Source organism: Blastococcus tunisiensis (assembly GCF_900112815.1).
Classification (GTDB): Bacteria; Actinomycetota; Actinomycetes; order Mycobacteriales; family Geodermatophilaceae; genus Blastococcus_B; species Blastococcus_B tunisiensis.
Map to the genome: position 1 here is coordinate 266,784 of NZ_FOND01000004.1, position 23,709 is coordinate 290,492.

General features: G+C 71.7%; 22 protein-coding genes. 12 read left to right on the top strand and 10 right to left on the bottom strand.

Going from position 1 to position 23,709, the window contains the following annotated elements; translation table 11 throughout:
• Positions 1-13 precede the first annotated feature (13 nt).
• The 3 genes from BM142_RS07355 to BM142_RS07365 all read right to left on the bottom strand — a co-directional run bounded on the left by BM142_RS07355 (position 14) and on the right by BM142_RS07365 (position 3,429).
• Entirely contained in the window at positions 14-1,138 is a 1,125-nt protein-coding gene (locus BM142_RS07355) for a transaldolase family protein (protein ID WP_092196123.1), read from the bottom strand.
• 19 nt (positions 1,139-1,157) lie between these two features.
• Entirely contained in the window at positions 1,158-2,648 is a 1,491-nt protein-coding gene (locus BM142_RS07360) for a CoA-acylating methylmalonate-semialdehyde dehydrogenase (RefSeq protein WP_092196124.1), read from the bottom strand.
• Between the two features lie 73 nt (positions 2,649-2,721).
• Positions 2,722-3,429: a GntR family transcriptional regulator gene (locus BM142_RS07365; protein WP_092196125.1), complete on the bottom strand. Its 708-nt coding sequence runs from the start codon at positions 3,427-3,429 to the stop codon at positions 2,722-2,724.
• Positions 3,430-3,892: 463 nt separating this feature from the next.
• Here BM142_RS07365 and BM142_RS07370 point away from each other — a divergent pair, with 463 nt between their 5' ends.
• The 5 genes from BM142_RS07370 to BM142_RS07390 are packed head-to-tail and all read left to right on the top strand — an operon-like array spanning position 3,893 to position 8,570.
• Positions 3,893-4,762: a branched-chain amino acid ABC transporter permease gene (locus BM142_RS07370; RefSeq protein WP_175527148.1), complete on the top strand. Its 870-nt coding sequence runs from the start codon at positions 3,893-3,895 to the stop codon at positions 4,760-4,762.
• 3 nt (positions 4,763-4,765) lie between these two features.
• Entirely contained in the window at positions 4,766-5,695 is a 930-nt protein-coding gene (locus BM142_RS07375; RefSeq protein ID WP_092196127.1) for a branched-chain amino acid ABC transporter permease, read from the top strand.
• On the top strand, positions 5,692-6,501 hold the full coding sequence (locus BM142_RS07380) for an ATP-binding cassette domain-containing protein (protein ID WP_092196128.1): 810 nt from the start codon (positions 5,692-5,694) through the stop codon (positions 6,499-6,501). Before BM142_RS07375 ends, BM142_RS07380 begins: the two co-directional genes overlap by 4 nt.
• Positions 6,494-7,186, top strand: a complete 693-nt coding sequence (locus BM142_RS07385; RefSeq protein WP_092196129.1) for an ABC transporter ATP-binding protein — start codon at positions 6,494-6,496, stop codon at positions 7,184-7,186. Before BM142_RS07380 ends, BM142_RS07385 begins: the two co-directional genes overlap by 8 nt.
• 52 nt (positions 7,187-7,238) lie before the next feature.
• On the top strand, positions 7,239-8,570 hold the full coding sequence (locus tag BM142_RS07390; RefSeq protein WP_092196130.1) for an ABC transporter substrate-binding protein: 1,332 nt from the start codon (positions 7,239-7,241) through the stop codon (positions 8,568-8,570).
• Between the two features lie 108 nt (positions 8,571-8,678).
• Here the strand turns inward: BM142_RS07390 and BM142_RS07395 are convergent, their stop codons facing one another.
• Positions 8,679-9,341: a GntR family transcriptional regulator gene (locus BM142_RS07395; protein ID WP_092196131.1), complete on the bottom strand. Its 663-nt coding sequence runs from the start codon at positions 9,339-9,341 to the stop codon at positions 8,679-8,681.
• A 287-nt stretch (positions 9,342-9,628) separates the two neighbouring features.
• Here BM142_RS07395 and BM142_RS07400 point away from each other — a divergent pair, with 287 nt between their 5' ends.
• From BM142_RS07400 to BM142_RS07420, 5 genes are read left to right on the top strand one after another with little or no spacing between them, the layout of a single operon-like run.
• The gene (locus BM142_RS07400) at positions 9,629-11,392 is read left to right on the top strand and encodes a PEP-utilizing enzyme (protein ID WP_092196132.1); all 1,764 of its coding nucleotides are present in this window, start codon (positions 9,629-9,631) and stop codon (positions 11,390-11,392) included.
• A gap of 8 nt (positions 11,393-11,400) precedes the next feature.
• Positions 11,401-12,273 carry a PEP/pyruvate-binding domain-containing protein gene (locus BM142_RS07405; protein ID WP_092196133.1) on the top strand — a complete coding sequence of 291 codons (873 nt, stop codon included), beginning with the start codon at positions 11,401-11,403 and terminating at the stop codon, positions 12,271-12,273.
• On the top strand, positions 12,273-13,139 hold the full coding sequence (locus BM142_RS07410; protein WP_092196134.1) for a fumarylacetoacetate hydrolase family protein: 867 nt from the start codon (positions 12,273-12,275) through the stop codon (positions 13,137-13,139). The genes BM142_RS07405 and BM142_RS07410 overlap by 1 nt, the downstream gene beginning before the upstream one ends.
• Position 13,140: 1 nt before the next feature.
• Complete coding sequence (locus BM142_RS07415) at positions 13,141-13,434, top strand: putative quinol monooxygenase (RefSeq protein WP_092196135.1); 294 nt, start codon at positions 13,141-13,143, stop codon at positions 13,432-13,434.
• Positions 13,427-14,836 (top strand): NAD-dependent succinate-semialdehyde dehydrogenase, encoded by a 1,410-nt coding sequence (locus BM142_RS07420; protein WP_092196136.1) that lies wholly within the window; start codon positions 13,427-13,429, stop codon positions 14,834-14,836. Before BM142_RS07415 ends, BM142_RS07420 begins: the two co-directional genes overlap by 8 nt.
• A 64-nt stretch (positions 14,837-14,900) precedes the next feature.
• On the opposite strand, the gene mgrA is transcribed toward BM142_RS07420, so the two are convergent.
• On the bottom strand, positions 14,901-15,932 hold the full coding sequence (gene mgrA, locus BM142_RS07425; RefSeq protein WP_092196137.1) for an L-glyceraldehyde 3-phosphate reductase: 1,032 nt from the start codon (positions 15,930-15,932) through the stop codon (positions 14,901-14,903).
• A gap of 116 nt (positions 15,933-16,048) precedes the next feature.
• Here mgrA and BM142_RS24425 point away from each other — a divergent pair, with 116 nt between their 5' ends.
• On the top strand, positions 16,049-16,222 hold the full coding sequence (locus BM142_RS24425) for a hypothetical protein (protein ID WP_175527149.1): 174 nt from the start codon (positions 16,049-16,051) through the stop codon (positions 16,220-16,222).
• Positions 16,223-16,247: 25 nt separating this feature from the next.
• Here the strand turns inward: BM142_RS24425 and BM142_RS24430 are convergent, their stop codons facing one another.
• Positions 16,248-16,418 carry a hypothetical protein gene (locus BM142_RS24430; RefSeq protein ID WP_175527150.1) on the bottom strand — a complete coding sequence of 57 codons (171 nt, stop codon included), beginning with the start codon at positions 16,416-16,418 and terminating at the stop codon, positions 16,248-16,250.
• A 10-nt stretch (positions 16,419-16,428) separates the two neighbouring features.
• Entirely contained in the window at positions 16,429-17,040 is a 612-nt protein-coding gene (locus BM142_RS07430; protein ID WP_139228800.1) for a hypothetical protein, read from the bottom strand.
• Between the two features lie 69 nt (positions 17,041-17,109).
• Here BM142_RS07430 and BM142_RS07435 point away from each other — a divergent pair, with 69 nt between their 5' ends.
• Positions 17,110-18,504: a serine hydrolase domain-containing protein gene (locus tag BM142_RS07435; RefSeq protein WP_092196139.1), complete on the top strand. Its 1,395-nt coding sequence runs from the start codon at positions 17,110-17,112 to the stop codon at positions 18,502-18,504.
• A 107-nt stretch (positions 18,505-18,611) separates the two neighbouring features.
• Here BM142_RS07435 and BM142_RS07440 read toward each other — a convergent pair whose 3' ends face one another.
• The 3 genes from BM142_RS07440 to BM142_RS07450 all read right to left on the bottom strand — a co-directional run bounded on the left by BM142_RS07440 (position 18,612) and on the right by BM142_RS07450 (position 23,644).
• The gene (locus tag BM142_RS07440) at positions 18,612-21,494 is read right to left on the bottom strand and encodes a vitamin B12-dependent ribonucleotide reductase (RefSeq protein WP_092196140.1); all 2,883 of its coding nucleotides are present in this window, start codon (positions 21,492-21,494) and stop codon (positions 18,612-18,614) included.
• Positions 21,495-21,645: 151 nt separating this feature from the next.
• Positions 21,646-22,146, bottom strand: a complete 501-nt coding sequence (gene nrdR / locus BM142_RS07445) for a transcriptional regulator NrdR (protein ID WP_092196141.1) — start codon at positions 22,144-22,146, stop codon at positions 21,646-21,648.
• Between the two features lie 616 nt (positions 22,147-22,762).
• A complete protein-coding gene (locus BM142_RS07450) occupies positions 22,763-23,644 on the bottom strand; it encodes a hypothetical protein (protein WP_139228801.1) in 882 nt (293 codons plus the stop codon).
• Positions 23,645-23,709: the final 65 nt, after the last annotated feature.

Below are 23,709 nucleotides of genomic sequence, written 5' to 3' on the forward strand. Positions count from 1 at the left end.
CGGACGGGGGCGCCTACTTCTTCGGGTCGGGGAGCAGCACGTCGCGGACGATGCCCTCGAGGTCGTTGCAGGCGGCCAGGAACTGGCGCAGCGTCTTCCGGGTCGCGCCGAAGTCCTGGAACTCCCCGATCGTCATGCCGTCGGGGTCGTAGGCCCGCCGGAACTCGGGGAACCGCTCGTACAGCGTGTCCAGGATCTGCGGGGCGACCGGCTCGTCGATGCGCGGGAGCGGTTCGATCCCGCTGGCGTTGAGCCGGACCTGCCACTCGAACGGCGGGGAGATGACGACGTCGCCACCGACCAGCTGGCTCCAGTGCATGTGGTTGCGGAAGGCGGCCGACAGCAGCCGGGTGCGGAAGCCCCGCTCGGTGAAGATCTGGTGGGCCCGCTTGAACGCCGCGACCCCGGCCCACTCGAGCACCCCCGGGTCGACGGTGACGGCGTCCCGCGCGGCGACCGTCTTCAGCCAGTCGTCGAGACGGCCGACCATGATCGTGCAGACCGGGCCCATCGCGGCGACGTCCAGGCCCTCCGCCTCGCGGCGCTGCAGGCCGCGCTCGATCGCCTCGGCGACCGCCACCGCCTGCGGCACGGTGAACGACACCGTCGCGTTGATGCTGACCCCGCGGTAGGTGGCCTCCTCCATCGCACCGATGCCGACCTCGGTCGCCGGGATCTTGACGATCACGTTGGGCGCCAGGGCGTCGAACTCGACGGCCTGCGCCACGAGGGCCGCGCCGTCCCGGTAGAGCCGCGGATCGGTCTGCACCGACAGCCGGCCGTTGCGGCCGCGGTGCTCGGTGAAGGCGCCGGCCAGCAGGTCCGCGGCCTCGACCGACAGCTCCTTGACCATGGCCCAGCCGATCTCGGACTCCGAGGCGGTGGGGTGCTCGTCGGCGTACCCGCGGATGCGCTGCCGCCAGCGGGGCAGGTCGCTCGTCAGCGCGGCCAGGGCGATGACCGGGTTGCAGGTGGCGCCCACCGCTCCCCAGCCGATCGCGGCGGACAGCTCCGCCGGGGTCGCCGAGTCGTTCCACAGACGGGTCGGGGTCTCCTGCGTCATGCGCAGCAGCGGCGGCACGCGGTCGGCCGCACCCGCGGCGGCTCCGGTCGCCACGGCGGTCACCAGGTTCGTCATCGTCGGTCCTCGTCCCGGCTCAGCGCGCGGTGGGCATGTCGAAGGAGGCGTCCCGCTCGAGCTCGGGCCAGCGCTGGGTGACCACCTTCGCCCGCGTGTAGAAGCGCACGCCGTCGGGGCCGTGCACGTGGTGCTCGCCGAAGAGGCTGTTCTTCCACCCGCCGAAGGAGTGGTAGGCCATGGGCACCGGCACCGGCACGTTCACGCCGATCATCCCGACCTGGACCCCGCGCACGAACTTCCGGGCCGCGCCCCCGTGCGAGGTGAAGATCGCCGTCCCGTTGCCGTAGGGGTTGGCGTTGATCAGGTCGATCGCGTCGTCGACGGTGTCCGCGCGCAGGACCGACAGCACCGGGCCGAAGATCTCCTCGCGGTAGACGGCCATCCCCGGCTGCACCTGGTCGACGAGGGTGGGCCCGACGAAGAAGCCGTTCTCGTGCCCGGGGACGACCAGGTCGCGGCCGTCGACGACGACCTTCGCGCCCTCCTCCTCCCCCGCCGTGATCAGCGAGACGATCCGGTCCCGGGAGGCCCGGGTGACGATCGGGCCCATGTCGCTGCCCGGCTCGCGCCCCGGCCCCACGCGCACCGCGCGGCTGCGCCGGTCGAGGACCTCGATCAGCTCGTCACCCACGGAGCCGACGGCGATGGTGGCCGAGACCGCCATGCACCGCTCCCCCGCCGACCCGTAGGCCGCGGCGGCGAGGTGGTCGGAGGCGAACTCGAGGTCGGCGTCGGGCAGCACGATGGCGTGGTTCTTGGCCCCGCCCAGCGCCTGGACCCGCTTGCCCGCGCGGGTGCCGCGCTCGTGCACGTACTGCGCGATCGGGGTGGACCCGACGAAGGAGACGGCGGCGACACCGGGGTGGTCGAGCAGCGCGTCGACGGCGACCTTGTCGCCCTGGACGACGTTGAAGACGCCCGCCGGCAGCCCCGCCTCGGCCCACATCTCGGCCATGAGCAGCGCCGCGGAGGGGTCCCGCTCGCTGGGCTTGAGGACGAACGTGTTCCCGCAGGCGATGGCCACCGGGAACATCCACATGGGCACCATCGCCGGGAAGTTGAACGGCGTGATGCCGGCGACCACGCCCAGCGGCTGGCGGAAGCTGAAGCTGTCGACGCCGGTGGAGACCTGGTCAGAGTACTCGCCCTTGAGCAGCTGCGGGATGCCGCAGGCGAACTCGACGACCTCCAGGCCGCGCTGCACCTCCCCGGCGGCGTCGGACAGGACCTTGCCGTGCTCGTCGGTGATGGCCGCGGCGATCTCGTCGCGCCGGCGGCGCACGATCTCCCGGAACGCGAAGAGGATCCCGGTCCGCCGCGACAGCGACGACTCCGACCACTCCTCGAACGCCGCCGCCGCGGCGGCGACGGCGCGGTCGACGTCGCCCTGCTCGGCCAGGAGGACCTCCGCCTGCTGCTCGCCCGTGGCCGGGTCGAACACCGGCCCGACGCGGGTCGAACCGCCTCCGGTCCGCGCACCGTCGATCCAGTGCTGGATGGTCCTCATCTGGTCTCCCTCGTCGTCGGGGGTGTGCCGGGCAGGAGCGCCCGCTGCCGGCCGGCGGCCGGCTCGTCGGGCGTCAGGACGTCCCGGTGGCCTGCGACTCCGCGCCGTGGACCTGCTGCTCGGCGACCTCGGCCAGGTGCCCGGCCAGCCGCTCGCGGACCTCGTCGAAGTGGGTCTCGATCGCGCGCACGACGGCCTCGGCGTCCCGGCGGCCGACGGCCTCGAGGATCGGGTCGTGCAGCGAGCAGGTCCAGCGCGGGTCGGAGTGGGGGCCGAGCAGGGTGATGTAGGTGCGCGACAGCGGCTCCAGCGACCGCCAGACGCGCAGCAGCGTGCGGTTGCCGGAGACCTGCATGATCTTCTCGTGCAGGCTGGCGTCCATGATCGCCAGCGCCCGTCCGTCGCCGGCGTCCGCCGCCCGGTGCATGTCCTCCCCGATGGCCAGCAGCGCGCTCACGTCCGCCTCGGTCAGGTTCGCCATGGCCAGGCGGGCGCCGAGCACCTCGATCGTCGAGCGGACGACGTAGGCCTCCAGCAGCTCCTCGGTGTCCAGCCGGCGCACCCGGGCGCCGCGGAACGGCGTGATGGCGATCAGCCCCAGCGCCTCCAGGCCGCGGAGTGCCTCGCGGACGGGGGCCTGGCTGGTGCCGAACTCCTTGGCCACCGCGGTCTCGACGATCCGCGAGTCGGGTGGGTAGGAGCCGTCGAGGATCCCCTCCAGCAGCCGCTCCTTCACCTGGTCGGCGAGGACGCTGCGCGTGAGGGCGTCGGGGCCGGACATGGCCACCTCCAGTGATCGGTCGGGACGAGCACGGCCGGTGCCGGCTCCAACCCTCATGATCTCGGCACACCCGCCGCCGCGCTCGGACGAACCCCCGCGCCACGCAGGAGCCCGCTGACCGGGCGCCGGACGACCGTTCGCACGGCCTCCACAGGTGCAGCTTCGATAATCGATGATCAGCCTAGGAGGGCGTTCCCGCAGCGTCAAGAGCGCGGTCCGCGGACCGGTGATCGCCGCGGGCGTCACTGCGGGAGACCGCGGGTGGCCACCTCCGTGACCGGGCCGGCCGCCGTGTCCGTTCTGCAACATGGAGCCCTTGTGGCGCCCCTCACAGGGCCGCTATGGTCCCGCCCTATCGATTATCGAACACCGATGTTCGATCGACGAGGAGCGCGATGCGACCGCACGGATCCCTTCCACGTCCCCCGGGCCAGGGGCACGTCGAGCGGGTGGTGGGCTGACCATGGACACCTTGATCATCGGCCTCATCGAGGCCGCGCCGCTGGTCCTCGCGGCCATCGGTTTCACGTTGATCTACTACCTCAACGGGTTCATCAACGTGGCCTACGCCGAGACCGTGACGTCCGGCGCCTACTTCGCGATCCTGTTCAACAGCATCCTGGGGCTGAACTTCTACGCAGCGATCGTCCCCGCCGCCCTGCTGGCCGGGGCGCTCAGCGCGCTGACGTACGTGGCCGTCTTCCGGCCGGCCCTGCGCCGCGGCGTCGGCAAGATCGAGATGATCGTGCTCTCGGTGGGCCTGTCGTTCCTCATGCGGCACGCCGTCCGGCTGTTCTTCGGGGTCGACCTCTACCTGTTCGACATCACCGACCCGTCGTACCTGTCGGTGTTCGGCACCGGTGTCACCAGCGCGCAGATCTGGGCGATGGTCCTCGCCGTCCTCATCGCCGTCGGCGCCTACCTGCTCACGTACAAGACGACCTACGGGCAGCAGATCCGCGGGCTGGCCAGCAACGCCGACCTGGCGGCCACCAGCGGGATCGACCCGACGAAGACCTCGGTCCTGGTCTGGTTCGTCTCCGGCGTCGCCGGCGGGCTGGCCGGCATCTTCATCGGCGTCTTCTCGTTCGTCGACTACACGCTCGGCTGGAACCTGATCCTGATCATCATCATGGTCACGATCATCGGCGGGATCGGCAGCGTCCGTGGCGCCCTCGTGGCCGGGGCGGCCACCGGGATCGCCACCGCCGTCCTCACCAACCTCTCCGACCCGCTCTACGCGCAGGTGTTCCTGCTGCTGCTGTTCATCGCGGTGCTGCGGTTCCGCGCCGCGGCCGCACGGTCGGTCAAGACCCTGATGGCGAGGAGCTGACCCGTGAACGCACTCGTCTTCCCGCTCCAGGGGCTGACGATCATCGTCTGCCTCGGCGTCCTGCTGCACCTGCAGTTCGGCCGGACCGGCATCGTGAACTTCGGGGTGGTGGGCTTCTCCGGACTCGGGATGTACACCACCGGCATCCTCGTCGTGAACTACGAGGTCCCCTTCGCCCTGGCGCTGCTGATCGCCACCGCGCTCACCGGGCTGGTCGCCTTCCTCCTGGGGTTGCTGATCCTCAACCTCGAGAGCGAAGCGGTCCTGGTCGCCACCCTGGCGTTCTCCACCATCGTCTTCTACCTCGTGACGTCGGAGTCCTGGCTGACCGAGGGCGTCGTCGGGCTGGGCACGGTTCCCCGGCCCTTCGACGTGGGCGACACGTCGACGAGCCAGCTGCTCTTCCTGCTGGTGCTCGTCGCGATCGCCGCGGCGCTCCTGGTCTACGCCGCCCGCCTCCAGCACGCGCCCTACGGGCGGCTGCTGTTCAGCATCCAGGACAACGAGACCCTGAGCCGCAGCCTGGGCAAGCCCACCTTCCGGCACAAGCTGGTGTTCTTCACGGTGACCTGCGCGGCGATGGGTGCCATCGGCGGGCTGGACGCCTCGGTGAACCAGTTCCTGGTGCCGCGGCTGCTCACCGCGGACCTCACCTTCGTGGTGTGGATCGCCCTGGTCCTCGGCGGCCGCAAGCGGGTGTTCGGCGCCGTCCTCGGCACCCTGCTCACCGTCGGGATCTTCGACATCGTGATCGAGCTCTACGTCGACGTCCCGCGCGAGTTCGCGCAGCAGCTCCCCAACGTCCAGCTGATGCTCTTCGGCCTCACGCTGATCCTGGTCATCCTGTTCCGCCCCCAGGGCCTGCTCGGCGAGCGCAGACGGAAGCCCCAGGACAGCCCCACCGCCGAGAGTCGGAAGAAGGTCCAGGCATGACCGGCGCATCCTCCGCCACGCGGCCTCCCGGCAGCCCGGCCGCCGGCGCGAAGACCCTGCACCTGCACGACGTGCACAAGCACTACGGCGGGCGGACGGTCGTCGACATCGACGACCTGGTGCTGGGCGCCCACGGCATCGAGGGGCTCATCGGACCCAACGGGGCCGGCAAGACCACGCTGATGAAGCTGATCACCCACGTGGTGTCGCCCGACCGCGGGCGCATCGAGTACCACTCCCCCGACGGCACGGTGCTGCTCACCCAGCACAGCCCCGACGCCATCGCGCGGATGGGCGTGGTCAAGACCAACCAGGTGATCCAGGACTTCGAGAGCCTGACCATCCGCGAGTCGCTGCTGCTGTCCCTGGCCGGCGCCGAGCAGGAGAAGTTCTACAAGGTGCTCCGGGACAAGGCGTTCCTGCGCCGGGCCGACCAGGAGATCGACGAGTACCTCGACATCTTCACCTTCCAGGACCCGGACGGCCGGGCCGGATCGGCCGGCGAGAAGAAGCTCCTGGACATCCTCCGCTGCCTGCTGCTCAAGCCGCGGTTCCTCCTCATGGACGAACCGACGGCGGGGCTGCCGCAGGAGGAGACGGACAAGGTCATGGAGCTCATGCGGACGAAGACCCAGGAGACGGACCTCTCGATCCTGATCATCGAGCACGATCTCGATCTCATCTGGGGGACCTGCGAATTCGTCCACTTCATGGCGGAGGGGGAGATTCTCCTGCAAGGCACACCCAGCGACGTCCGCAGCAACGCCACCGTGGCGGAGAAGTACCTGGGGGCCAGCCATGCTTGAGGTCTCCGGGCTCCGCAGCGGCTACGGCGACGTCACCGTGCTCCGCGGCATCAGCTTCTCGCTGGACCACGAGATCTTCGCCGTGCTCGGCGCCAACGGCGCGGGGAAGAGCACGCTGCTGAAGACGCTGGCGCGGCTGCTGCCCATCACCGGCGGCTCCCTGACCTTCCGGGGACGCGACGTCACCCAGTCGCAGCCGCACCGCCTCGCCGCGGCGGGACTGGCCTACGTCCCGCAGGAGTCGAACGTGTTCCCCGACCTGACCGTGGCCGAGAACCTCTCGATCGGCGGGCTGATCGGCACGCGCACCAAGGAGGAGCGGCTCGAGGAGCTGTTCGACCTCTTCCCGGCCCTGTCGGCCCGGATGCGGCAGAAGGCCGGGACGCTCAGCGGCGGCGAGGGGCAGATGGTCGCCGTCGGCCGCGCGCTCATGCAGGACCCGTCGCTGATCCTGCTCGACGAGCCGACGGCCGGGCTGTCACCCAAGTACGCCGACGCCCTGTTCTCCATGATCTCGACGATCCACCGGGACAAGGGGCTGAGCGTCGTGCTCGCCGAGCAGAACGCCTCGAAGACGCTGGCCATCGCCCACCGGGCCATGGTGCTCAACCTCGGGGAGGTGTTCGTCATCGACCAGGCCGCGAATCTCGACACCGACTCGCTCCGGGAGGGCTACCGCCTGTAGCGGCCCTCCCCCCTCAGCCGGACACCCGTTCCCGCCCCACCTGGAGGCAATCATGAAGAACACTGCACGATTCCGCGGCGCCAAGGCGCTGACCGTCGGCATGTCCATCCTGCTCGCGTCGGCATGCGCCTCCGGCTCCGCCGGCTCCGACGACGACGCCGCCGCCGGCGGTGGCGGTGGCGGTGGCGAGTGCGCCGAGGGGGACGGCCCCATCACCGTGGGGCACCTCAACTACTACACCGGACCCTTCTCCGACGTCGGCCCGTTCTTCGAGGCCACCGTGGAGCTGGTCATCGACAACATCAACGAGAACCCGCCGCTGGACCGGGAGCTCGAGGCGTCCCACGACGACATCGGCACGGTCGGCGAGGCGCAGGTCGCCCGCAACTTCCTGCAGCAGGAGGACGTCGACATCCTGCTGAACCCGGCGCACGAGTACTCGTCGTACCAGGAGTTCGCCCAGGACTACGTCGCCGAGAACGACGCGCCGATCATGCCGTCGCTGCACGGCGGGTCGATCCCCGCCGACATCGGCGGCACCGCGGCGGAGCCCATCTTCCGCGGCCAGGCGATGGACACCGCGCAGGCGATCGCCGGCGTGCTCCAGGCGCGGGAGGCCGGCGCGGAGACCATCGCGATCGTGGCGACGCAGATCTCCGGCAGCCAGCTGCAGAAGGAGGCCGCGGAGGCCGCCGCCGAGGAGATCGGCCTCGAGGTCGTCGAGGTCATCGACGTCCAGCCCGAGCAGCCGAACTACCGCAGCACGATCAGCACGATCGCCGGCGCCGACCCCGACGCGCTGCTGCTGTTCAGCCAGGCGGAGGACGGCGGCACGATGGTGAAGCAGGCGGCGGAGGCCGGCCTGTCCCTCACCATCATCGGCTCCACCGAGTGGCTGCAGGAGGCGTTCCCGCAGTCGGCCACGCAGAGCGCGCTGGAGCAGCACGAGGCGGTCTGGATCGCCGGCCTCGGCACCGCGGACACCCCGGCCTGGGACGCCTGGAAGGAGCTGTGGGAGGGCTCCGACGCCACGGAGTACGCCGACGCGGCGAACTCCTACGCCTACGGCTACTACGACCTGCTGAACGTGACGGCGCTGGCCATCGAGGCGGCCGGCAGCGTCTGCGCCAGCGACTGGGTCGAGGCCATGCCGGAGGTCACGGAGGGCGGCACCGAGGTGTTCACCTACGAGGAGGGCATCGAGGCGCTGCGCGACGGCGAGGACATCGACTACAACGGCGTGAGCGGGAACTACGAGTACACCGACACCGGCGTGGTCGGCAGCCTCTTCGGCGTCTACGAGTGGCAGGGCGACTCCCTGGAGCAGGTCACCACGGTGGACGAGGAGGAGGTCCTCGAGCTGGACACCAAGGTCAGCCAGTAGGCGGGTGATCGGTGCCCGCCGGTCCCCCGGGGCCGGCGGGCAGCACCGCCCGACGACGAGGGCGCCGCACCCCGTGGGTGCGGCGCCCTCGTCGGCCGGCCGGCCGGCTCAGGTGCCGGCGCCGCCGAGGTGGCCGATCACCGAGGCACCGAAGAACTCGATGTGGGCGCGCATCTCCTTGCCGAGCAGCTCGGGGTCGCGGAACTCGACGGCCTGCAGGACCGGCCGGTGCAGCTCGGCGATCGCGTGCAGGTCGGAGTGGCTCTTCAGCGCGCTGACCAGGCTCCGGGCCTCCACCCGCAGCGACCGCCAGACGTCCAGCAGGACCTGGTTCCCGGAGGCCTCGACGATGATCTCGTGGAAGCGGGTGTCGTGGACCATGAGCGCGTGCAGGTCGCCGGCCCGTGCCGCGCGGCGCATCCCGGCGAGCTCGTCGCCGAGCAGGACCAGCTCGGCCTCGGTGATCCGCGGGGCGGCCGCACGGCCGGCGACCTCCTCGAGCGCGGCCCGGACCGGGTAGATCTGGACGAGCTCCTCGCCGGTCACCTCGCGCACCCGCGCGCCGCGGTGCGGCTGCGACTCGACGAAGCGCATCGCCTCGAGGTCGCGCAGCGCCTCGCGCACGGGCGCCTGGCTGACGCCGAACTCGGCCGCCACGGCGCTCTCGACGATGCGCTCGCCGGGCCCGTACGTGCCGTCCAGGATGCGCTCGACGATGCGCTCCTTGATGGCGTCGCGAAGCAGCACGGTGCGCCCAGCCGGTCGCGGCATGCCCTCACCTCTCATCGATGAACAGTTCGGAGACCGCTCAGTTATCGATAGTTAGCGCTGCGGAGGCGGGCGCTGTCAAGCAGCCACCGGCCCGCTGCGGCGCCGCCTGTGGGCGGGGACGCCCGCGTCCGCCGGTCCGTGCCGGCAGGGGGTTGACGCCTGTCACAGCATCTGCTTGATTATCGATTGTTCGGCGTGAGGGCCGCCACATCCGGGTGCAGACCCGGAGGAGCCGCTCCTCCGCCGGCGCCCGACCTCGCACCACCACAACTCACGACGGAGTGGGCATGAGCGACGAGCAGGTCCTGGCAACCTTCTACGGGGACGACGACTTCCCGGTGCAGTGGGAGGAGGGACAGCGGGAGCTCTTCTGGGTGCACGACGACCTGCACATCCCGAACCCCATCTCCCCCATGTACGCCGACATCGGCGGCTGGTGGCTCAAGTGCGACTACATGTTCCGCCGCTTCGGGACACCCTTCGCCGCCGACTGGATCTCCAAGGTCGTCAACGGCTACGTCTACACCGCGGCGATCCCGGCGACGCCGGGACTGTCGGCGGAGGCGTCGGAGTACGGCACCCGGTACACCCCGCGCGTGCCGCTGGACCCGGCGGACCCCGCCGAGCTCGGTGCCTACATGGGCTGGACGCTGCCCTACTACGCGGAGAACTTCCTCGACTGGTGGCGCGACCGGCTGCGCCCCGAGATGGAGCACAACTTCGTCCGGTTCGACGAGTACGACTACGACGGCGCCAGCCTCGTCGAGCTCGCGATCCTGCTCGAGGACGCGATCGACATGCACGACCGGCACTGGTCCATCCACTGGGTGCTCAACTTCGCCCAGTTCTCCTCGACCATGGCGCTCAACGCGGCGGTCGCCGCCGCCAAGGGCGAGGGCGACCACTCCGCGCTCATGGGCCGGCTGCAGAGCTCGACGGTCAACCGCAACTGGGACTCCATCGAGGAGCTCTGGCAGATCAAGGAAGGGCTGAAGAAGGAGCAGGGCGAGGTGGCCCGCGCCTTCGAGCGCCCGACCGCCGGCGACGTCCTGCGCGCCCTGCAGGGTTCCGACGCCGGCCGCGCCTTCCTCGCCGAGCACATCGAGCCCTACCAGAAGGCCTTCGGCTTCAAGTCGATGTACGCCCACGAGTTCTCGTTCAGGACCTGGCGGGAGGACCCCACGCCGATCATCGAGGCGATCCGGGGCTACCTCGAGAGCGACTACGACTACCCGGCCGAGCTGCAGGCCGTCGCCGACGACCTGGAGAAGGCCAAGGCCGAGGTGTTCGAGGGCGTCGAGCCCGGCCCGGCACGCGAGGAGCTGGAGCGGGCGCTCGAGCTGAGCCTGCGGATGAACCCGCTGACGCCCGACCACCACTTCTACATCGACCAGGGCACCAACGCCCGGGTGCGGCTGGTGCTGATCGCCATCGGCCGCACGCTGGTCGAGGCCGACGCGCTCGACGACGCCGAGGACGTCATGTACCTCAAGTACAACGAGCTGCGCCGCCTCATGGCGGGCAGCAACTCCTTCGACGCCAAGGAGCTGGTCGGCGACCGCCGCGACGCCCGCGAGGACGCCTACGAGGTGCGCCCGCGCGACTGGATCGGCACCGCGACGGAGGAGTCGGTCGGCTTCCCGTACTGGTCGCTGTGGGCCTTCCCGGAGAAGCTGAACCGTCCCGCCCCCTCCCACGAGGGCGAGATCCCCGGCCTGCCCGCCTCGGCCGGCGTGGTCGAGGGCACCGCGCGGGTCGTCCTCTCCGCCGAGCAGTTCGGTGAGGTGGAGCGCGACGAGATCGTGGTGTGCCGCATGACCAGCCCGTCCTGGGTCGTGCTGTTCACCAAGATCTCCGGGCTGGTGACCGACGCCGGGGGCATGGCCTCGCACCCCGCCGTCGTCTCCCGCGAGTTCGGCATCCCCGCCGTCGTCGGCACCTCCGACGCCACCCGCCGGATCAAGACCGGCGACCGGGTGCGGGTGAACGGCTCCACCGGCCGCGTCGAGATCGTCGGCGACGTCCGCACCACGCCGGCGACGTCGCTCTGAGGGCACCCGTGACCGCCACCCTGAACACCCCGACCGAGGAGACCGCCGTGCCCACGCCCGACGCTCCGCTGGTGCTGCCGTTCGACGACCCCCGCTGCCGCGTGGTCGAGCTGACCGGCGGCAAGGGCGCCAGCCTCGCGACCATGACCGCGGAGGACCTGCCGGTCCCGCCGGGCTTCGTCATCACCTCCGCGGCCTTCGCGGCCGCGGTCGACGAGGAGTCCCTGCGGGAGGCCATGCGGCGTCAGGACGTCGAGGCCGCCCGGGCACTCGTCGCCGCGGCCCGGCCGCCCCGCGAGCTGATCGAGCAGGCCTTCGGCCGGCTGGAGGGGCTGGTCGCCGTCCGGTCGTCGGCCTGCGCGGAGGACTCCGACGGCGCCAGCTACGCCGGCCAGCAGGAGACCTTCCTCAACACCGAGGGCCTGGAGGCGGTGCTGCACAACGTCGTGGAGTGCTGGCTGTCCTTCTTCACCGACCGGGCGGTCTTCTACCGCCAGGAGAAGGGCTCCCTGGAGGACGTCGCCATGGCGGTCGTCGTCCAGCAGATGATCGACAGCCAGAAGTCCGGCGTCCTGTTCACCGTCGACCCGGTGCACGGCCGCAAGGACCGCATGGTCGTCGAGGCCGCCCGCGGGCTCGGGGAAGCGGTCGTCTCCGGGGAGACCACCCCGGACAACTACACGCTCTCCCGCGAGGGGGCCGTGAAGCGGTCGAAGGTGGTCGACGCCGAGCGGGTGCTCGACGACGCCGAGTGCGCGGCCCTGGCCCGGATGGGCCGGCAGCTCGCCCAGCTGCACGGCTGCCCGCAGGACATCGAGTGGGCCTTCGACGCCGCCGGTGACCTGTACCTGCTGCAGTCGCGCCCGATCACGACCATCTAGTGAGGTTCGTGACCTACGCGTCGTCCGGCGTCCCCTCCCGGGTGGGCCGGCTCGATGGCGACACGGTGCTCGACGTCGGGTTCGACGGCGACATGGTGGCGTTCATCGAGGCCGGTGCCCCGCCCGGGGTGGAGCGGGCGGTCCCGGGTGCCCGCCTGCTCGCGCCGCTGGTGCCCCGCTCCTTCCGTGACTTCCTCGCGTTCGAGGGGCACCTGGTCAACGCCTACCGGAACCTGGGCCGCGAGGTGCCGGCCGAGTGGTACGAGGTGCCGGTCTACTACCGGAGCATGGGGACGACGGTCATCGGCCCCGACACCGTGCTGCCGTGGCCGTCCTACAGCCGCCAGCTCGACCACGAGCTGGAGCTCGCCGCGGTGATCGGCCGGCCGTGCCGGGACGTGCGCGCCGAGGACGCGCTCGACTCCGTCTTCGGCTACACGATCTGGAACGACATGTCCGCCCGCGACGTGCAGCGGCGCGAGCTGCCGGTCGGCATGGGCCCGGCCAAGGCCAAGGAGTGGGACGGGTCGAACGTCCTCGGCCCGTGCATCGTCACCCCGGACGAGATCGACCTCGACACCCTGGAGCTCGAGGTGCGGGTCAACGGTGAGCGCTGGGGCGGCGACCGGGTCTCGGCCATGCACCACTCGTTCGGCGACCTCATCGCCTACGCCTCTCAGGACCAGACGCTGCTGCCCGGCGAGGTGCTGGGCTCCGGCACCGCCACCGGCGGCTCCGGCCTCGAGCAGGACCGCTGGATCCAGCCCGGGGACGTCATCGAGATGGAGGCCGGCCCGATCGGCGTCCTGCGCAACACCGTCGGCACACCCACCCCTGCCCCGACCCACCAACGGAAGGACAACTGACATGGCGTTCGTCGTCGCTGCCACCTGGAAGGCCAAGCCCGGAGAGGCCGAGCGCGTCACCGAGGTGATCAAGAAGATGACGCCGCTGTCCCGCGCGGAGCCGGGCAACGTCTTCTACCAGGCCCAGGTCAACCCGGAGGACCCGGAGACGTTCTTCCTCTACGAGCAGTACGCCGACGCCCAGGCCTACGAGGACCACAAGAACACGCCGCACTTCCAGGAGAACGTGTTCGGCTACATCCTCGAGTACCTGGCCGAGCGCAGCGTGAAGACCTACGAAACCATCGATGCCTGAGGTCACCACGGTCGACCCGGCCACCGGCGAGCCCCTGGCCCGCTACCCGGCGCAGGACGTCGACGCGGTCCTCGACGTCCTCGCCGCGGTGCACGCGGCCCAGCCGGCGTGGGCGGGGCGACCGGTCGAGGACCGGGCCGCCCTGGTGCGGGCCATCGGCAAGCAGCTGCGCGCGCGGGCCGACGAGCTCGCCGGGCTGATGACCGCCGAGATGGGCAAGCCCGTCGGCGAGGCCCGGGCGGAGATCGAGAAGTCGGCCAGCGCCTGCGACTACTACGCCGACCACGGGCCGGGCTTCCTCGCCGACCGTCCGGTGGAGACCGGCGCGCAGCGCAGCTGGGTGGCCGCCGAGCCGCTCGGCGTCGTCCTCGCGGTCATGCCCTGGAACTTCCCCTACTGGCAGGTGCTGCGCTTCGCCGCGCCGACGCTGCTGGCCGGCAACACGGCCGTCCTCAAGCACTCGCCCAACGTGACCGGGTGCGCACTCGCGATCGAGCAGGTGTTCCGGGACGCCGGGCTGCCCGAGGACGTCTTCCGCAGCATCGTCGTCGCGGAGGCCGACGTCCCGGAGGTGAGCCGTGCGCTCGTCGAGGACGACCGGATCGCCGCGGTGAGCCTCACCGGCAGCGAGCGGGCCGGCGCGGCGGTGGCGGCCAGCGCGGGCCGGGCGATCAAGAAGAGCCTGCTCGAGCTGGGCGGGTCCGATCCGTTCGTCGTCCTGGCCGACGCCGACCTCGACGTCGCCGTGGCCGGGGCGGTGCGCAGCCGTTTCCTCAACACCGGGCAGAGCTGCCTGGCGGCCAAGCGCTTCGTCGTGCACCGGTCCGTGGCCGGGGAGTTCAGCCGGCGGTTCGCGGCGGCCGTGGCGGAGCTGAGCGTCGGCGATCCCCGCGACGAGGCCACCGCGATCGGGCCCATGGCACGGGCTGACCTGCGGGCGGACCTGGACGGCCAGGTGCGTGCCTCGATCGCGGCGGGGGCGACCGTGCTGGCCGGCGGCGCTCCGTTGCCGGGCCCGGGCGCCTTCTTCGCCCCGACCGTGCTCGGCGACGTCACCCTCGACATGCCCGTCATGGCCGAGGAGACGTTCGGGCCGGTGGCGGCCGTGATGCCGGTCGACGACGACGACGACGCGGTGCGGGTCGCCAACGCCACCCGGTACGGGCTCGGCGCCAGCGTGTGGAGCCGCGATCCCCAGCACGCCCTCGCGGTGGGCCGGCGGATCACCTCCGGCGCGCTGTTCGTCAACACGGTCGTCGCCTCCGACCCCCGGCTGCCGTTCGGCGGGACCAAGCGGAGCGGCTACGGCCGGGAGCTCGGCGAGGCGGGCGCGCTGGAGTTCACCAACGCGCGGACGTACGTCCTCGGTGGCGGAGTGCCCCAGGGGCCCGCCACCGAGTGACACCTCGACCGCGGCTCCCGGGTACTGCCTGCCGGGAGCCGCGGCCGGTGTGGTCCTCCCCCGCTCAGGCGGTGCGCGGCCCCTGCCAGAGGTCGATGCCGCTGTCGACGGCGTGCTCGTCGATCGACCGGAGCTCGTCGTCGCTGAAGGCGAGGTTCTCCAGCGCCGCCACGTTCTGCTCCAGCTGCGCGACGCTGCTGGCCCCGACCAGCACCGTGGTCATCCGCGGGTCGCGCAGCGCCCACGCCAGCGCCATCTGGGCCAGCGTCTGGCCACGGTTCCCGGCGATCTCGTTCAGCGTGCGGATGCGGCCCAGCGCCTCGTCGGTGAGCAGGTCGGCCGAGAGCGACTTCCCCTGCGTCGCGCGGGACCCCTCGGGGACGCCGTCCAGGTACTTGGCGGTGAGCATCCCCTGGGCGAGCGGGGAGAAGGCGATGCACCCGGCGCCGACCTGCTCGAGGGTGTCCAGCAGGCCGTCGGTCTCGATCCAGCGGTTGAGCATGGAGTAGGAGGGCTGGTGGATCAGCAGCGGCGTCCCGAGGTCGGCGAGGATGGCCGCCGCCTTCCCGGTGTCCTCGGGCGAGTAGGAGCTGATGCCGGCGTAGAGCGCCTTGCCCGAGCGCACGGCGGTGTCGAGGGCGCCCATCGTCTCCTCGAGCGGCGTGGTCGGGTCCGGCCGGTGGCTGTAGAAGATGTCGACGTGATCCAGGCGCATCCGCCGCAGCGACTGGTCGAGGCTGGCGGTCAGGTACTTCCGCGAGCCCCCGCCCTGGCCGTAGGGGCCCGGCCACATGTCGTAGCCGGCCTTGGTGGAGATGACCAGCTCGTCGCGGTACGGGGCGAAGTCGTCGGCGAGGTGCCGGCCGAAGTTCGTCTCCGCGGAGCCGTAGGGCGGGCCGTAGTTGTTCGCCAGGTCGAAGTGCGTGATGCCGAGGTCGAAGGCGCGCCGCAGGATGTCGCGCTGGCGGTCGAACGGCACGTCGTCGCCGAAGTTGTGCCACAGGCCCAGGCTGATCGCGGGCAGGTCCAGTCCGCTGCGCCCGGTCCGGCGGTAGGTCATGGAGTCGTAGCGGTCGTCGGCTGCTCGGTAGGACATGGCGACATCGTTCCTGGTCGTCCGCCGCGTGGACACCGGGGGCCACGGGCCCGGTGACCGCGGGCGGCGGCACTAGGCTGGGGAGAGCACCGGCCGCCTACCCAGGGAGAACTGCGATGCTCCGCCTGCTCGGACTGCTGCTGGTCATCTGGCTGGTGGTCAGCGTCATCGGCGCCGTGATTGAGGGCCTGTTCTGGCTCACCGTCGTCGGGCTGCTGTTCTTCGCCGCCACCGCGGCGATCGGCTGGACCAAGCGCAACGACGGCACGGCCCTGCCCCGCGGCCGCTGAGCGGTTCTCGGAACAGCTGCGCGACTCAGTCGCCGTCGGCGTCCGCGGACATGCCGTCGCCGTAGGGGTGCACGCCCGTCGACCGGTCGGGCGCGGGCTGCTGCGGTTCGGCGTGCACCTCGACCTGCTCGGTCACCGGTACCCGCGACCCGGCCACCAGCTCGTCGACGGGGATCGAGTAACGCTTCGCGCCCATGCCCGCAGCCTCACGCACGACCGGTGGCCTGTCCAGCACGTCGCGGCCGGTCGAGCAGGGCGCGGGCCTGCTCCGGCCAGGCCAGGGCGAACACCCAGACGTCGGGCGGGACCTGACCGTGCACCAGGAGCACGGCCGGCCCGAGGTCGGCGACGGCGGCGAACCCCTCGGGACGCCGGTGGTACCAGAGCACGAACGCATGGCCGTCGACGTCGGCCTGGGTGCGCTGCCAGGTGCGCTGGTCCATCAGCCGCCGGGCCACCCGGTCGCCGGTGTCCCCCGCCGCGTTCACCAGCCGCCGGATGTCGTCGGCCGGCAGGCCGGACGGGATCTGGTTGAGCAGCAGCTCGACCACGGCGGTGGCCGCCGCGCGGTCGAGCGACGGGTCGACGGTCCAGCGGCCGTCCGAACCGGGACGGCAACCGCGGCGGGCCAGCGTGCGCACCGTCCACGGCCGCGGGCCACCGCGGTGCCCCGCCGGCCCGAGACTGATGTCGTCCCAGTACGCGGGGCCGCCGGCGTCGGCCCGCCCCGTGCCGGTCGACACGACCTCCACCGCGCCGGAGGGCACCCAGCGGGGCAGCACCACGGGCATGTCCAAGCCGGCGAGAGAGGTCTGCACCCCGCGGGTCTACCGGCTGGCGGCCGATGCGTCCAGGGGCGGCCCGCAGTCTCTCTAGGCTGACCGCCCGTGACGACTCCCGCCACCGTCCGCTCCGCCGCCGGCTACCTGCTGTCCTGGATCGAGGCCCAGGCAGCCCACCGCCGCGTGCCGGGGGTGCAGGTGGCCGTCCGGTCCGGGGACGAGCTGGTGCTCTCCGCCGCGGTCGGCGTGGCCGACGTCGCGGCCGGCACCCCGCTGACCACCGGGCACCTGTTCCGCGTCGCCTCGCACTCCAAGATGTTCACCGCCACCGCCGTGCTGCAGCTGGTGGAGGCCGGCCGGATGCGGCTGGACGACCCGATCGGCCGGCACCTGCCCGAGCTGTCCGCCGGAAGCTCGCCGATCGCGCGGGCCACGGTGCGGGAGTTGCTGGGGCACCTGTCCGGCGTCGCCCGCGACGGTGCCGCCGCCGACTTCTGGCAGCTGGAGCAGCCGTTCCCCGACCGGGACGCCGTGCTCGCCGAGGTGCTGCGCGACGGCGTCGTCCACCGGCGCAACGAGTACTTCAAGTACTCCAACGTCGGCTACGCCCTCGTCGGCCTGGCGATCGAGGCGGTCACCGGCACGCCGTACGCCGAGCACCTGCGCTCCGCCGTCCTCGAGCCGCTGGGCCTGACGCGGACCGGCGCGGACCACGACCCGGCGCGGACCGGGGAGTTCGCGGCCGGACACACCGCCCTGCTGCTCGGGGCGGACCGGCGGGAGACGCTGGGGCAGGCCGACACCGGGGCCATGGCCGCCGCGACCGGGTTCTTCTCGACCGCCGAGGAGCTCACCGTGTTCGGGGCGGGGCACCACTTCGGCGACGAGCGGCTGCTGGCCGACGACTCGAAGCGGCTGATGCAGCGCCTGGAGTCGGTGGTGACGGCGTACGGCAGCGAGGTGGGCCGCTACGGCATCGGCATGGCTCTCATGACCGTGGGCGACCGGGAGCTGGTCGGGCACAGCGGCGGCTACCCCGGGCACAGCACGCAGACCCTGATCGACCCGGTGGGGAGGCTCGTTGTCAGCGTGCTGACCAACGCGATCGACGGGCCGGCCGAGGACCTCGCCGTGGGGCTCGTCAAGCTGGTCGACCTCGCCCTGCAGCCACGGGTCGAGGTGCCGCCACCGCCGGACGGCGCCCCTCCCCCGGCCTCGTTCACCGGCCGGTTCTCCTCGCTGTGGGGCGTGCTCGACATCGCGGAGCTCGGCGGGCGGCTCGTCATGGTGCGACCGACGCTGCCCGATCCGCTGCCGACCGTGGAGGAGCTGCAGGTCGTGGACGGATCGACGCTGCGGAGCGCCGCCCAGCCCGGGTTCGGCCCGGCCGGTGAGCTGATCCGGCTCGAGCGGGACGCCGACGGGCGGGTCGCATCGCTGCGCTACGGCGGGGTCACCTGCCGGCCGGTGGCGCCACCCCTCCGCCATCTCCCCGGGTGAGGCACGTCCCGGCGGACGGTCGCCTGCGTTCCAGGGGACGGACGACCGAGCGCCCCGGCCCCGCACGTGGCGGGACCGGGGCGCCGGTCGTCGGGACTAGCTGCTGATCAGCTGCACCCGCTGGTGGAGCCGCAGCCCTCGCAGACGTAGCAGCTGCCGGCCGGGCGCATCTTCGTGCCGCAGGTCATGCACAGCGGCGCGTCGGTGGCGGTCCCGGTGACCAGCTCGAGGAGCTCGGCCGAGGAGTGCGCCTCCTTGACCGACGTCGGGCCCTCCGGGGTGACCTTCTCCTCGACCTTGGCGGTCTCGATCGGCGCGGAGTTGCGCAGCTGCTCCAGGTCGACCTCGTCCTCCTCGGTGACCGTGTCGGTCGAGGCGGAGGTGCCGTAGCCGGAGACCTGCGCGGCCCGCTCCTCGGCGGTGAAGATGCCGAGCCCGGCCCGCTTCTCCACGGGCAGGTGGTCCAGCGCCAGGCGACGGAAGATGTAGTCCATCACCGACTGGGCGATCCGGATGTCCGGGTCGTCGGTCATGCCGGCCGGCTCGAAGCGCATGTTGGTGAACTTCTGGATGTAGGTCTCCAGCGGCACACCGTGCTGCAGCGCGATGGACAGCGAGATGGAGAAGGCGTCCATGACACCGGCCAGGGTCGACCCCTGCTTGCCGAGCTTCAGGAACACCTCACCGAGGCTGCCGTCCTCGTACATGCCGGCGGTCATGTAGCCCTCGGCGCCGGCGACGCTGAAGGACGTGGTGACGCTGGTGCGCTTCTTCGGCAGCCGCTTGCGGACCGGGTGCGAGAGGGCGTCCGGCGCGGCGACCGCGACGGCGGCCTCCTCCTTGGTGCCGTCGTTCTTGCCCTTGCCACCGGAGAGCGGCTGACCGACCTTGCAGTTGTCGCGGTAGATCGCCAGCGCCTTGAGGCCGAGCTTCCAGCCCTCGAAGTAGATCTTCTCGACGTCCTCGATCGTCGCCGACTCCGGCATGTTGACCGTCTTGCTGATCGCGCCGGAGATGAACGGCTGCACCGCGGCCATCATGCGCACGTGGCCCATCGGGGAGATGGCCCGCTCCCCCATCGCGCAGTCGAACACCTCGTAGTGCTCCGGGCGCAGGGTCGGGGCGTTGACGACGTGGCCGTGCTCGGCGATGTACTCGACGATGGCCTCGATCTGCTCCTCCTGGTAGCCCAGGCTCTTGAGCGCGCGCGGCACCGTCTGGTTGACGATCTGCATGGAGCCGCCGCCGACCAGCTTCTTGAACTTGACCAGCGAGAAGTCCGGCTCGATGCCGGTCGTGTCGCAGTCCATCATGAAGCCGATGGTCCCGGTGGGGGCCAGCACCGAGGCCTGGGCGTTGCGCCAGCCGTTGTCGGCGCCGATCGCCAGGCACTCCTGCCACTGCTGGGTCGCGGCCTTGAGCACGTCGGCGTCGTCGGCGCCGACCGGGCGGATGGCGTCGTTGGCGGCGGCGTGCTTGCGCATCACCCGGGCGTGCGCGTCGGCGTTGCGCGCGAAGCCGTCGTAGGCGCCGACGATGCCGGCCAGCTCCGCCGAGCGGCGGTAGGCCGTACCGGTCATCAGCGAGGTGATCGCCGCGGCGAGGGTCTGGCCGCCCCGGGAGTCGTAGGCGTGGCCGGTCGCCATGAGCAGCGCGCCCAGGTTGGCGTAGCCGATGCCGAGCTGCCGGTAGGCGCGGGTGGTCTCGCCGATCGGCACGGTCGGGAAGTCGGCGAAGCAGATGGAGATGTCCATCGCCGTGATGACCAGCTCGACGGACTTCACGAAGGTCTTCGCGTCGAACGTGCCGTCGCTCTTGAGGAACTTCATGAGGTTCAGCGACGCCAGGTTGCACGAGCTGTTGTCCAGGCTCATGTACTCCGAGCAGGGGTTGGACGCGTTGATCCGGCCCGTCTCGGGGTTGGTGTGCCAGTCGTTGATCGTGTCGTCGTACTGGATGCCCGGGTCGGCGCACTCCCACGCGGCCTGGGTGACCTTGCGGAAGAGCGTCTTCGCGTCAACGGTCTCGATGACCGAGCCGTCCATGCGGGCCCGCAGGCCGAACTCGCTGCCCTCGTCCACCGCGCGCATGAACTCGTCGGAGACGCGCACCGAGTTGTTGGCGTTCTGGTACTGGACGCTGGTGATGTCCTTGCCGCCGAGGTCCATGTCGTAGCCGGCGTCCCGCAGCGCGCGGATCTTGTTCTCCTCGCGCGCCTTGGTCTCGATGAACTCCTCGATGTCGGGGTGGTCGATGTCGAGGACGACCATCTTGGCCGCGCGGCGGGTGGCGCCGCCGGACTTGATGGTGCCGGCGGACGCGTCGGCGCCGCGCATGAAGCTGACCGGGCCGGACGCGGTGCCGCCCGAGGACAGCAGCTCCTTCGACGAGCGGATGCGGGAGAGGTTGAGGCCGGCACCGGAGCCGCCCTTGAAGATCAGGCCCTCCTCGCGGTACCAGTTGAGGATCGAGTCCATCTCGTCGTCGACGGCGAGGATGAAGCAGGCGCTGACCTGCTGCGGCGCACTCGTGCCGACGTTGAACCAGACGGGTGAGTTGAAGCTGAACACCTGGTGCAGCAGCATCCAGGTCAGCTCGTGCTCGAAGATCTCGGCGTCGCCCTCGCTGGCGAAGTAGCCGTGCTCGCGGCCGGCGGCACCGTAGGTGAGCACCACCCGGTCGATGAGCTGGCGCAGGCTGCTCTCGCGCTGGGGCTGCCCGACCGCGCCGCGGAAGTACTTCGTGGTGACGATGTTGGTGGCGTTGATGCTCCACTCGGCGGGGAACTCCACACCGCGCTGCTCGAAGTTGATCGAGCCGTCCCGCCAGTTGGTCATGACGACGTCGCGGCGCTCCCAGGTCACCTCGTCGTAGGGGTGCACACCGGCGGTGGTGAAGACGCGCTTGATCTTCAGGCCCTTGCCCCGGCTCGGCGCCTTGGCCGTGCGTCGGGTGCGGGAGCCGGCCAAGCGGTCGTCGGTCTCGGTCATGGTGTGGAGCTCTCCCTGTATCTGAATGGCGCGGTCGTCATTCGCCGTGTCGTGTGCGCGGTGGGTGGATCGGAGGGCTGGGGAAGAGCCGCGATCGTGCGGTGCTGTCGGGTGCGTCGTACTCGTGTCTAGCGGGTGGTACTGACAGTTCTCAGCCGCCCGCGGGGGCGCCCGAGGGGACGGATCCGGTCGGTTCGGGGGCCTGCGCCTGCCGGGCCCGGAGCTCGGCGATCTCCTTCTCGAAGTCGGCCACCGAGGTGAAGGACCGGTAGACGCTCGCGAAGCGCAGGTAGGCGACCTCGTCGAGCTCGCGTAGGGGCTTGAGGATGGCCAGCCCGACCTCGTTGCTGGGCACCTCCGCGGCACCGGTGGCGCGGATGGCGTCCTCGACCTGCTGGGCCAGCTTCTGCAGCTGGTCCTCGTCCACCGGCCGGCCCTGGCAGGCCCGCCGGACACCGGCCACGACCTTCGACCGGTTGAACGGCTCGCTGACCCCGCTGCGCTTGACGACGGCGAGCACGGCCTCCTCGACCGTGGTGAACCGGCGGCCGCACTTGGGGCAGGAGCGGCGACGCCGTGTCGTCGCTCCCTCGTCGGCCTCCCGCGAGTCGATGACACGGCTGTCGGCGTTGTGGCAGAACGGGCAGCGCATCGCGGGGACCTCCTCCCGGTCGAGAGCCGTTCCGTCAGCGGCTCCTGTGGACCCTCCTGGGGACATCCGGTGGACGTCCGGGGGAGAACCTGGGGAGCAGCCTGTGGACAGGCTTACAACTCTGTAACTACTAGATGTAGGGGAACCCTAGGCCGGTCCACACAAGATGTGCAAGAGATCGGATCGTCGGCGTGTTCCGTCCTGACCCTGCGGTCACCAGGGAGGACATCGCTCCCCACGAGTCACACGACACGCCGGGACGGCGCGCCCGGGAGACCCACCGCGGCAGTGCCGAACGACACCCGGAGCGACGCCGGCCCTCCACCGGCGCCGGCCCGGGCCGCCAGGCGGCACACACCCGTGGACGGCCCACATCCGACGTCGGCACTCCCGGGACGGCACGCGCCCGACGACCGGAGGATCCGGGGACGACCGTGCCGGACAGGCCGGGGGCGAAACGTTCCGGACGAGCAGGGACGGCCTCGGGGCGCGCCGGGCGAGCCGGGGACGATCCGCACCCGCGGCGCCCCGGACACGCGTGGGACGGACTCTGCGGCGCCGACGACCCCCGGGTCGATGCCACCACGGTGGACGGCGCCGACGGGCCGGGTGGGTATCAGGCGCGGCGCGCGGATCCGTCGAGACGGGGACGGCGGGCGTGCGGCACGTGATCGCTGAGCCGCATCGGCCGGGTCAGCAGCTCCGGCTCGAGCCCTTCCGGCGCCGACCAGCCCCCGCGACCTCCGGGCTGCTCGGGACGGGCGGACGGGCGCGCCCGCGGCGGGCCGTCGACGGTGGACGCCGAGGCCCCCCGCTCAGGGGCCGAGGGGGACGGAGCGGGCACCGCCGCGAGCAGACCGGTGTCCGCGGCCCGGTGGCGACCCGGGATCGCCGGGACGGGCGGACGCGTCGGGGCCTCGGGGGCGCGGCGGCGCCCGACCGCGGGGGTCTCACCGGTCTCCGGCGCGCGGCGCCGGCCGACCGCAGGACGCTCCGCCGTCTCCGGCGCGCGGCGGCGGCCGGTCGCCGGGGCGACGGTGTCCTCCGGGGCGCGGCGGCGCCCCACGGAGGCGAACTGGGCCGTCTCGTCGGCGGTGCGGCGCCCCCCGGCCGACGGAGCGTCGGGGACGACGGAGAGGTCACGCACCATGGGCAGCCCGGCGGTCGCCGGGCCGTCGGCATCCGCGGACCGCGCCCGGCGACCGGAGGGGTGGCGGGCGACCGACATCTCCTGGGTGCCCGGGCCGGGTGCCCCGGAGCCGGTGCCCCCGGCCGCGACCGACAGGTGCCGTTCGGGCAGGCGGAGGGACGCGAGATCCGTCCACGCCGTCTCCTCCACCCCGCCGAGGACGACCCGCACCCAGACCTGGCAGGACCCGGTGGCGTCGTGCCGCCAGCCGAGGAGCTCACCGGCCCACCAGGTTCCGGCCTGGTAGACCTCGACCGCCTGCGGTTGGCTGGTGAACACAGCTGCTCGGTTCTCCATGGCGCCTGACACGTGACGACCGTAGGCGGTCGAGTGACCACTGAGCGTGAAGGCGCTCGCACTGAGGATTGACGAAG

Excerpts from the sequence above, each read along its gene's own strand:
- BM142_RS07400 (WP_092196132.1), top strand. The coding sequence starts at position 9,629 with ATGAGCGACGAGCAGGTCCTGGCAACCTTCTACGGGGACGACGACTTC.
- BM142_RS07385 (WP_092196129.1), top strand. The coding sequence starts at position 6,494 with ATGCTTGAGGTCTCCGGGCTCCGCAGCGGCTACGGCGACGTCACCGTG.
- BM142_RS07390 (WP_092196130.1), top strand. The coding sequence starts at position 7,239 with ATGAAGAACACTGCACGATTCCGCGGCGCCAAGGCGCTGACCGTCGGC.
- BM142_RS07415 (WP_092196135.1), top strand. The coding sequence starts at position 13,141 with ATGGCGTTCGTCGTCGCTGCCACCTGGAAGGCCAAGCCCGGAGAGGCC.
- mgrA (WP_092196137.1), bottom strand. The coding sequence starts at position 15,932 with ATGTCCTACCGAGCAGCCGACGACCGCTACGACTCCATGACCTACCGC.
- nrdR (WP_092196141.1), bottom strand. The coding sequence starts at position 22,146 with ATGCGCTGCCCGTTCTGCCACAACGCCGACAGCCGTGTCATCGACTCG.
- BM142_RS07365 (WP_092196125.1), bottom strand. The coding sequence starts at position 3,429 with ATGTCCGGCCCCGACGCCCTCACGCGCAGCGTCCTCGCCGACCAGGTG.
- BM142_RS07440 (WP_092196140.1), bottom strand. The coding sequence starts at position 21,494 with ATGACCGAGACCGACGACCGCTTGGCCGGCTCCCGCACCCGACGCACG.
- BM142_RS07355 (WP_092196123.1), bottom strand. The coding sequence starts at position 1,138 with ATGACGAACCTGGTGACCGCCGTGGCGACCGGAGCCGCCGCGGGTGCG.
- BM142_RS07395 (WP_092196131.1), bottom strand. The coding sequence starts at position 9,341 with ATGCCGCGACCGGCTGGGCGCACCGTGCTGCTTCGCGACGCCATCAAG.
- BM142_RS07380 (WP_092196128.1), top strand. The coding sequence starts at position 5,692 with ATGACCGGCGCATCCTCCGCCACGCGGCCTCCCGGCAGCCCGGCCGCC.
- BM142_RS07360 (WP_092196124.1), bottom strand. The coding sequence starts at position 2,648 with ATGAGGACCATCCAGCACTGGATCGACGGTGCGCGGACCGGAGGCGGT.
- BM142_RS24425 (WP_175527149.1), top strand. The coding sequence starts at position 16,049 with ATGCTCCGCCTGCTCGGACTGCTGCTGGTCATCTGGCTGGTGGTCAGC.
- BM142_RS07370 (WP_175527148.1), top strand. The coding sequence starts at position 3,893 with ATGGACACCTTGATCATCGGCCTCATCGAGGCCGCGCCGCTGGTCCTC.
- BM142_RS24430 (WP_175527150.1), bottom strand. The coding sequence starts at position 16,418 with ATGGGCGCGAAGCGTTACTCGATCCCCGTCGACGAGCTGGTGGCCGGG.
- BM142_RS07420 (WP_092196136.1), top strand. The coding sequence starts at position 13,427 with ATGCCTGAGGTCACCACGGTCGACCCGGCCACCGGCGAGCCCCTGGCC.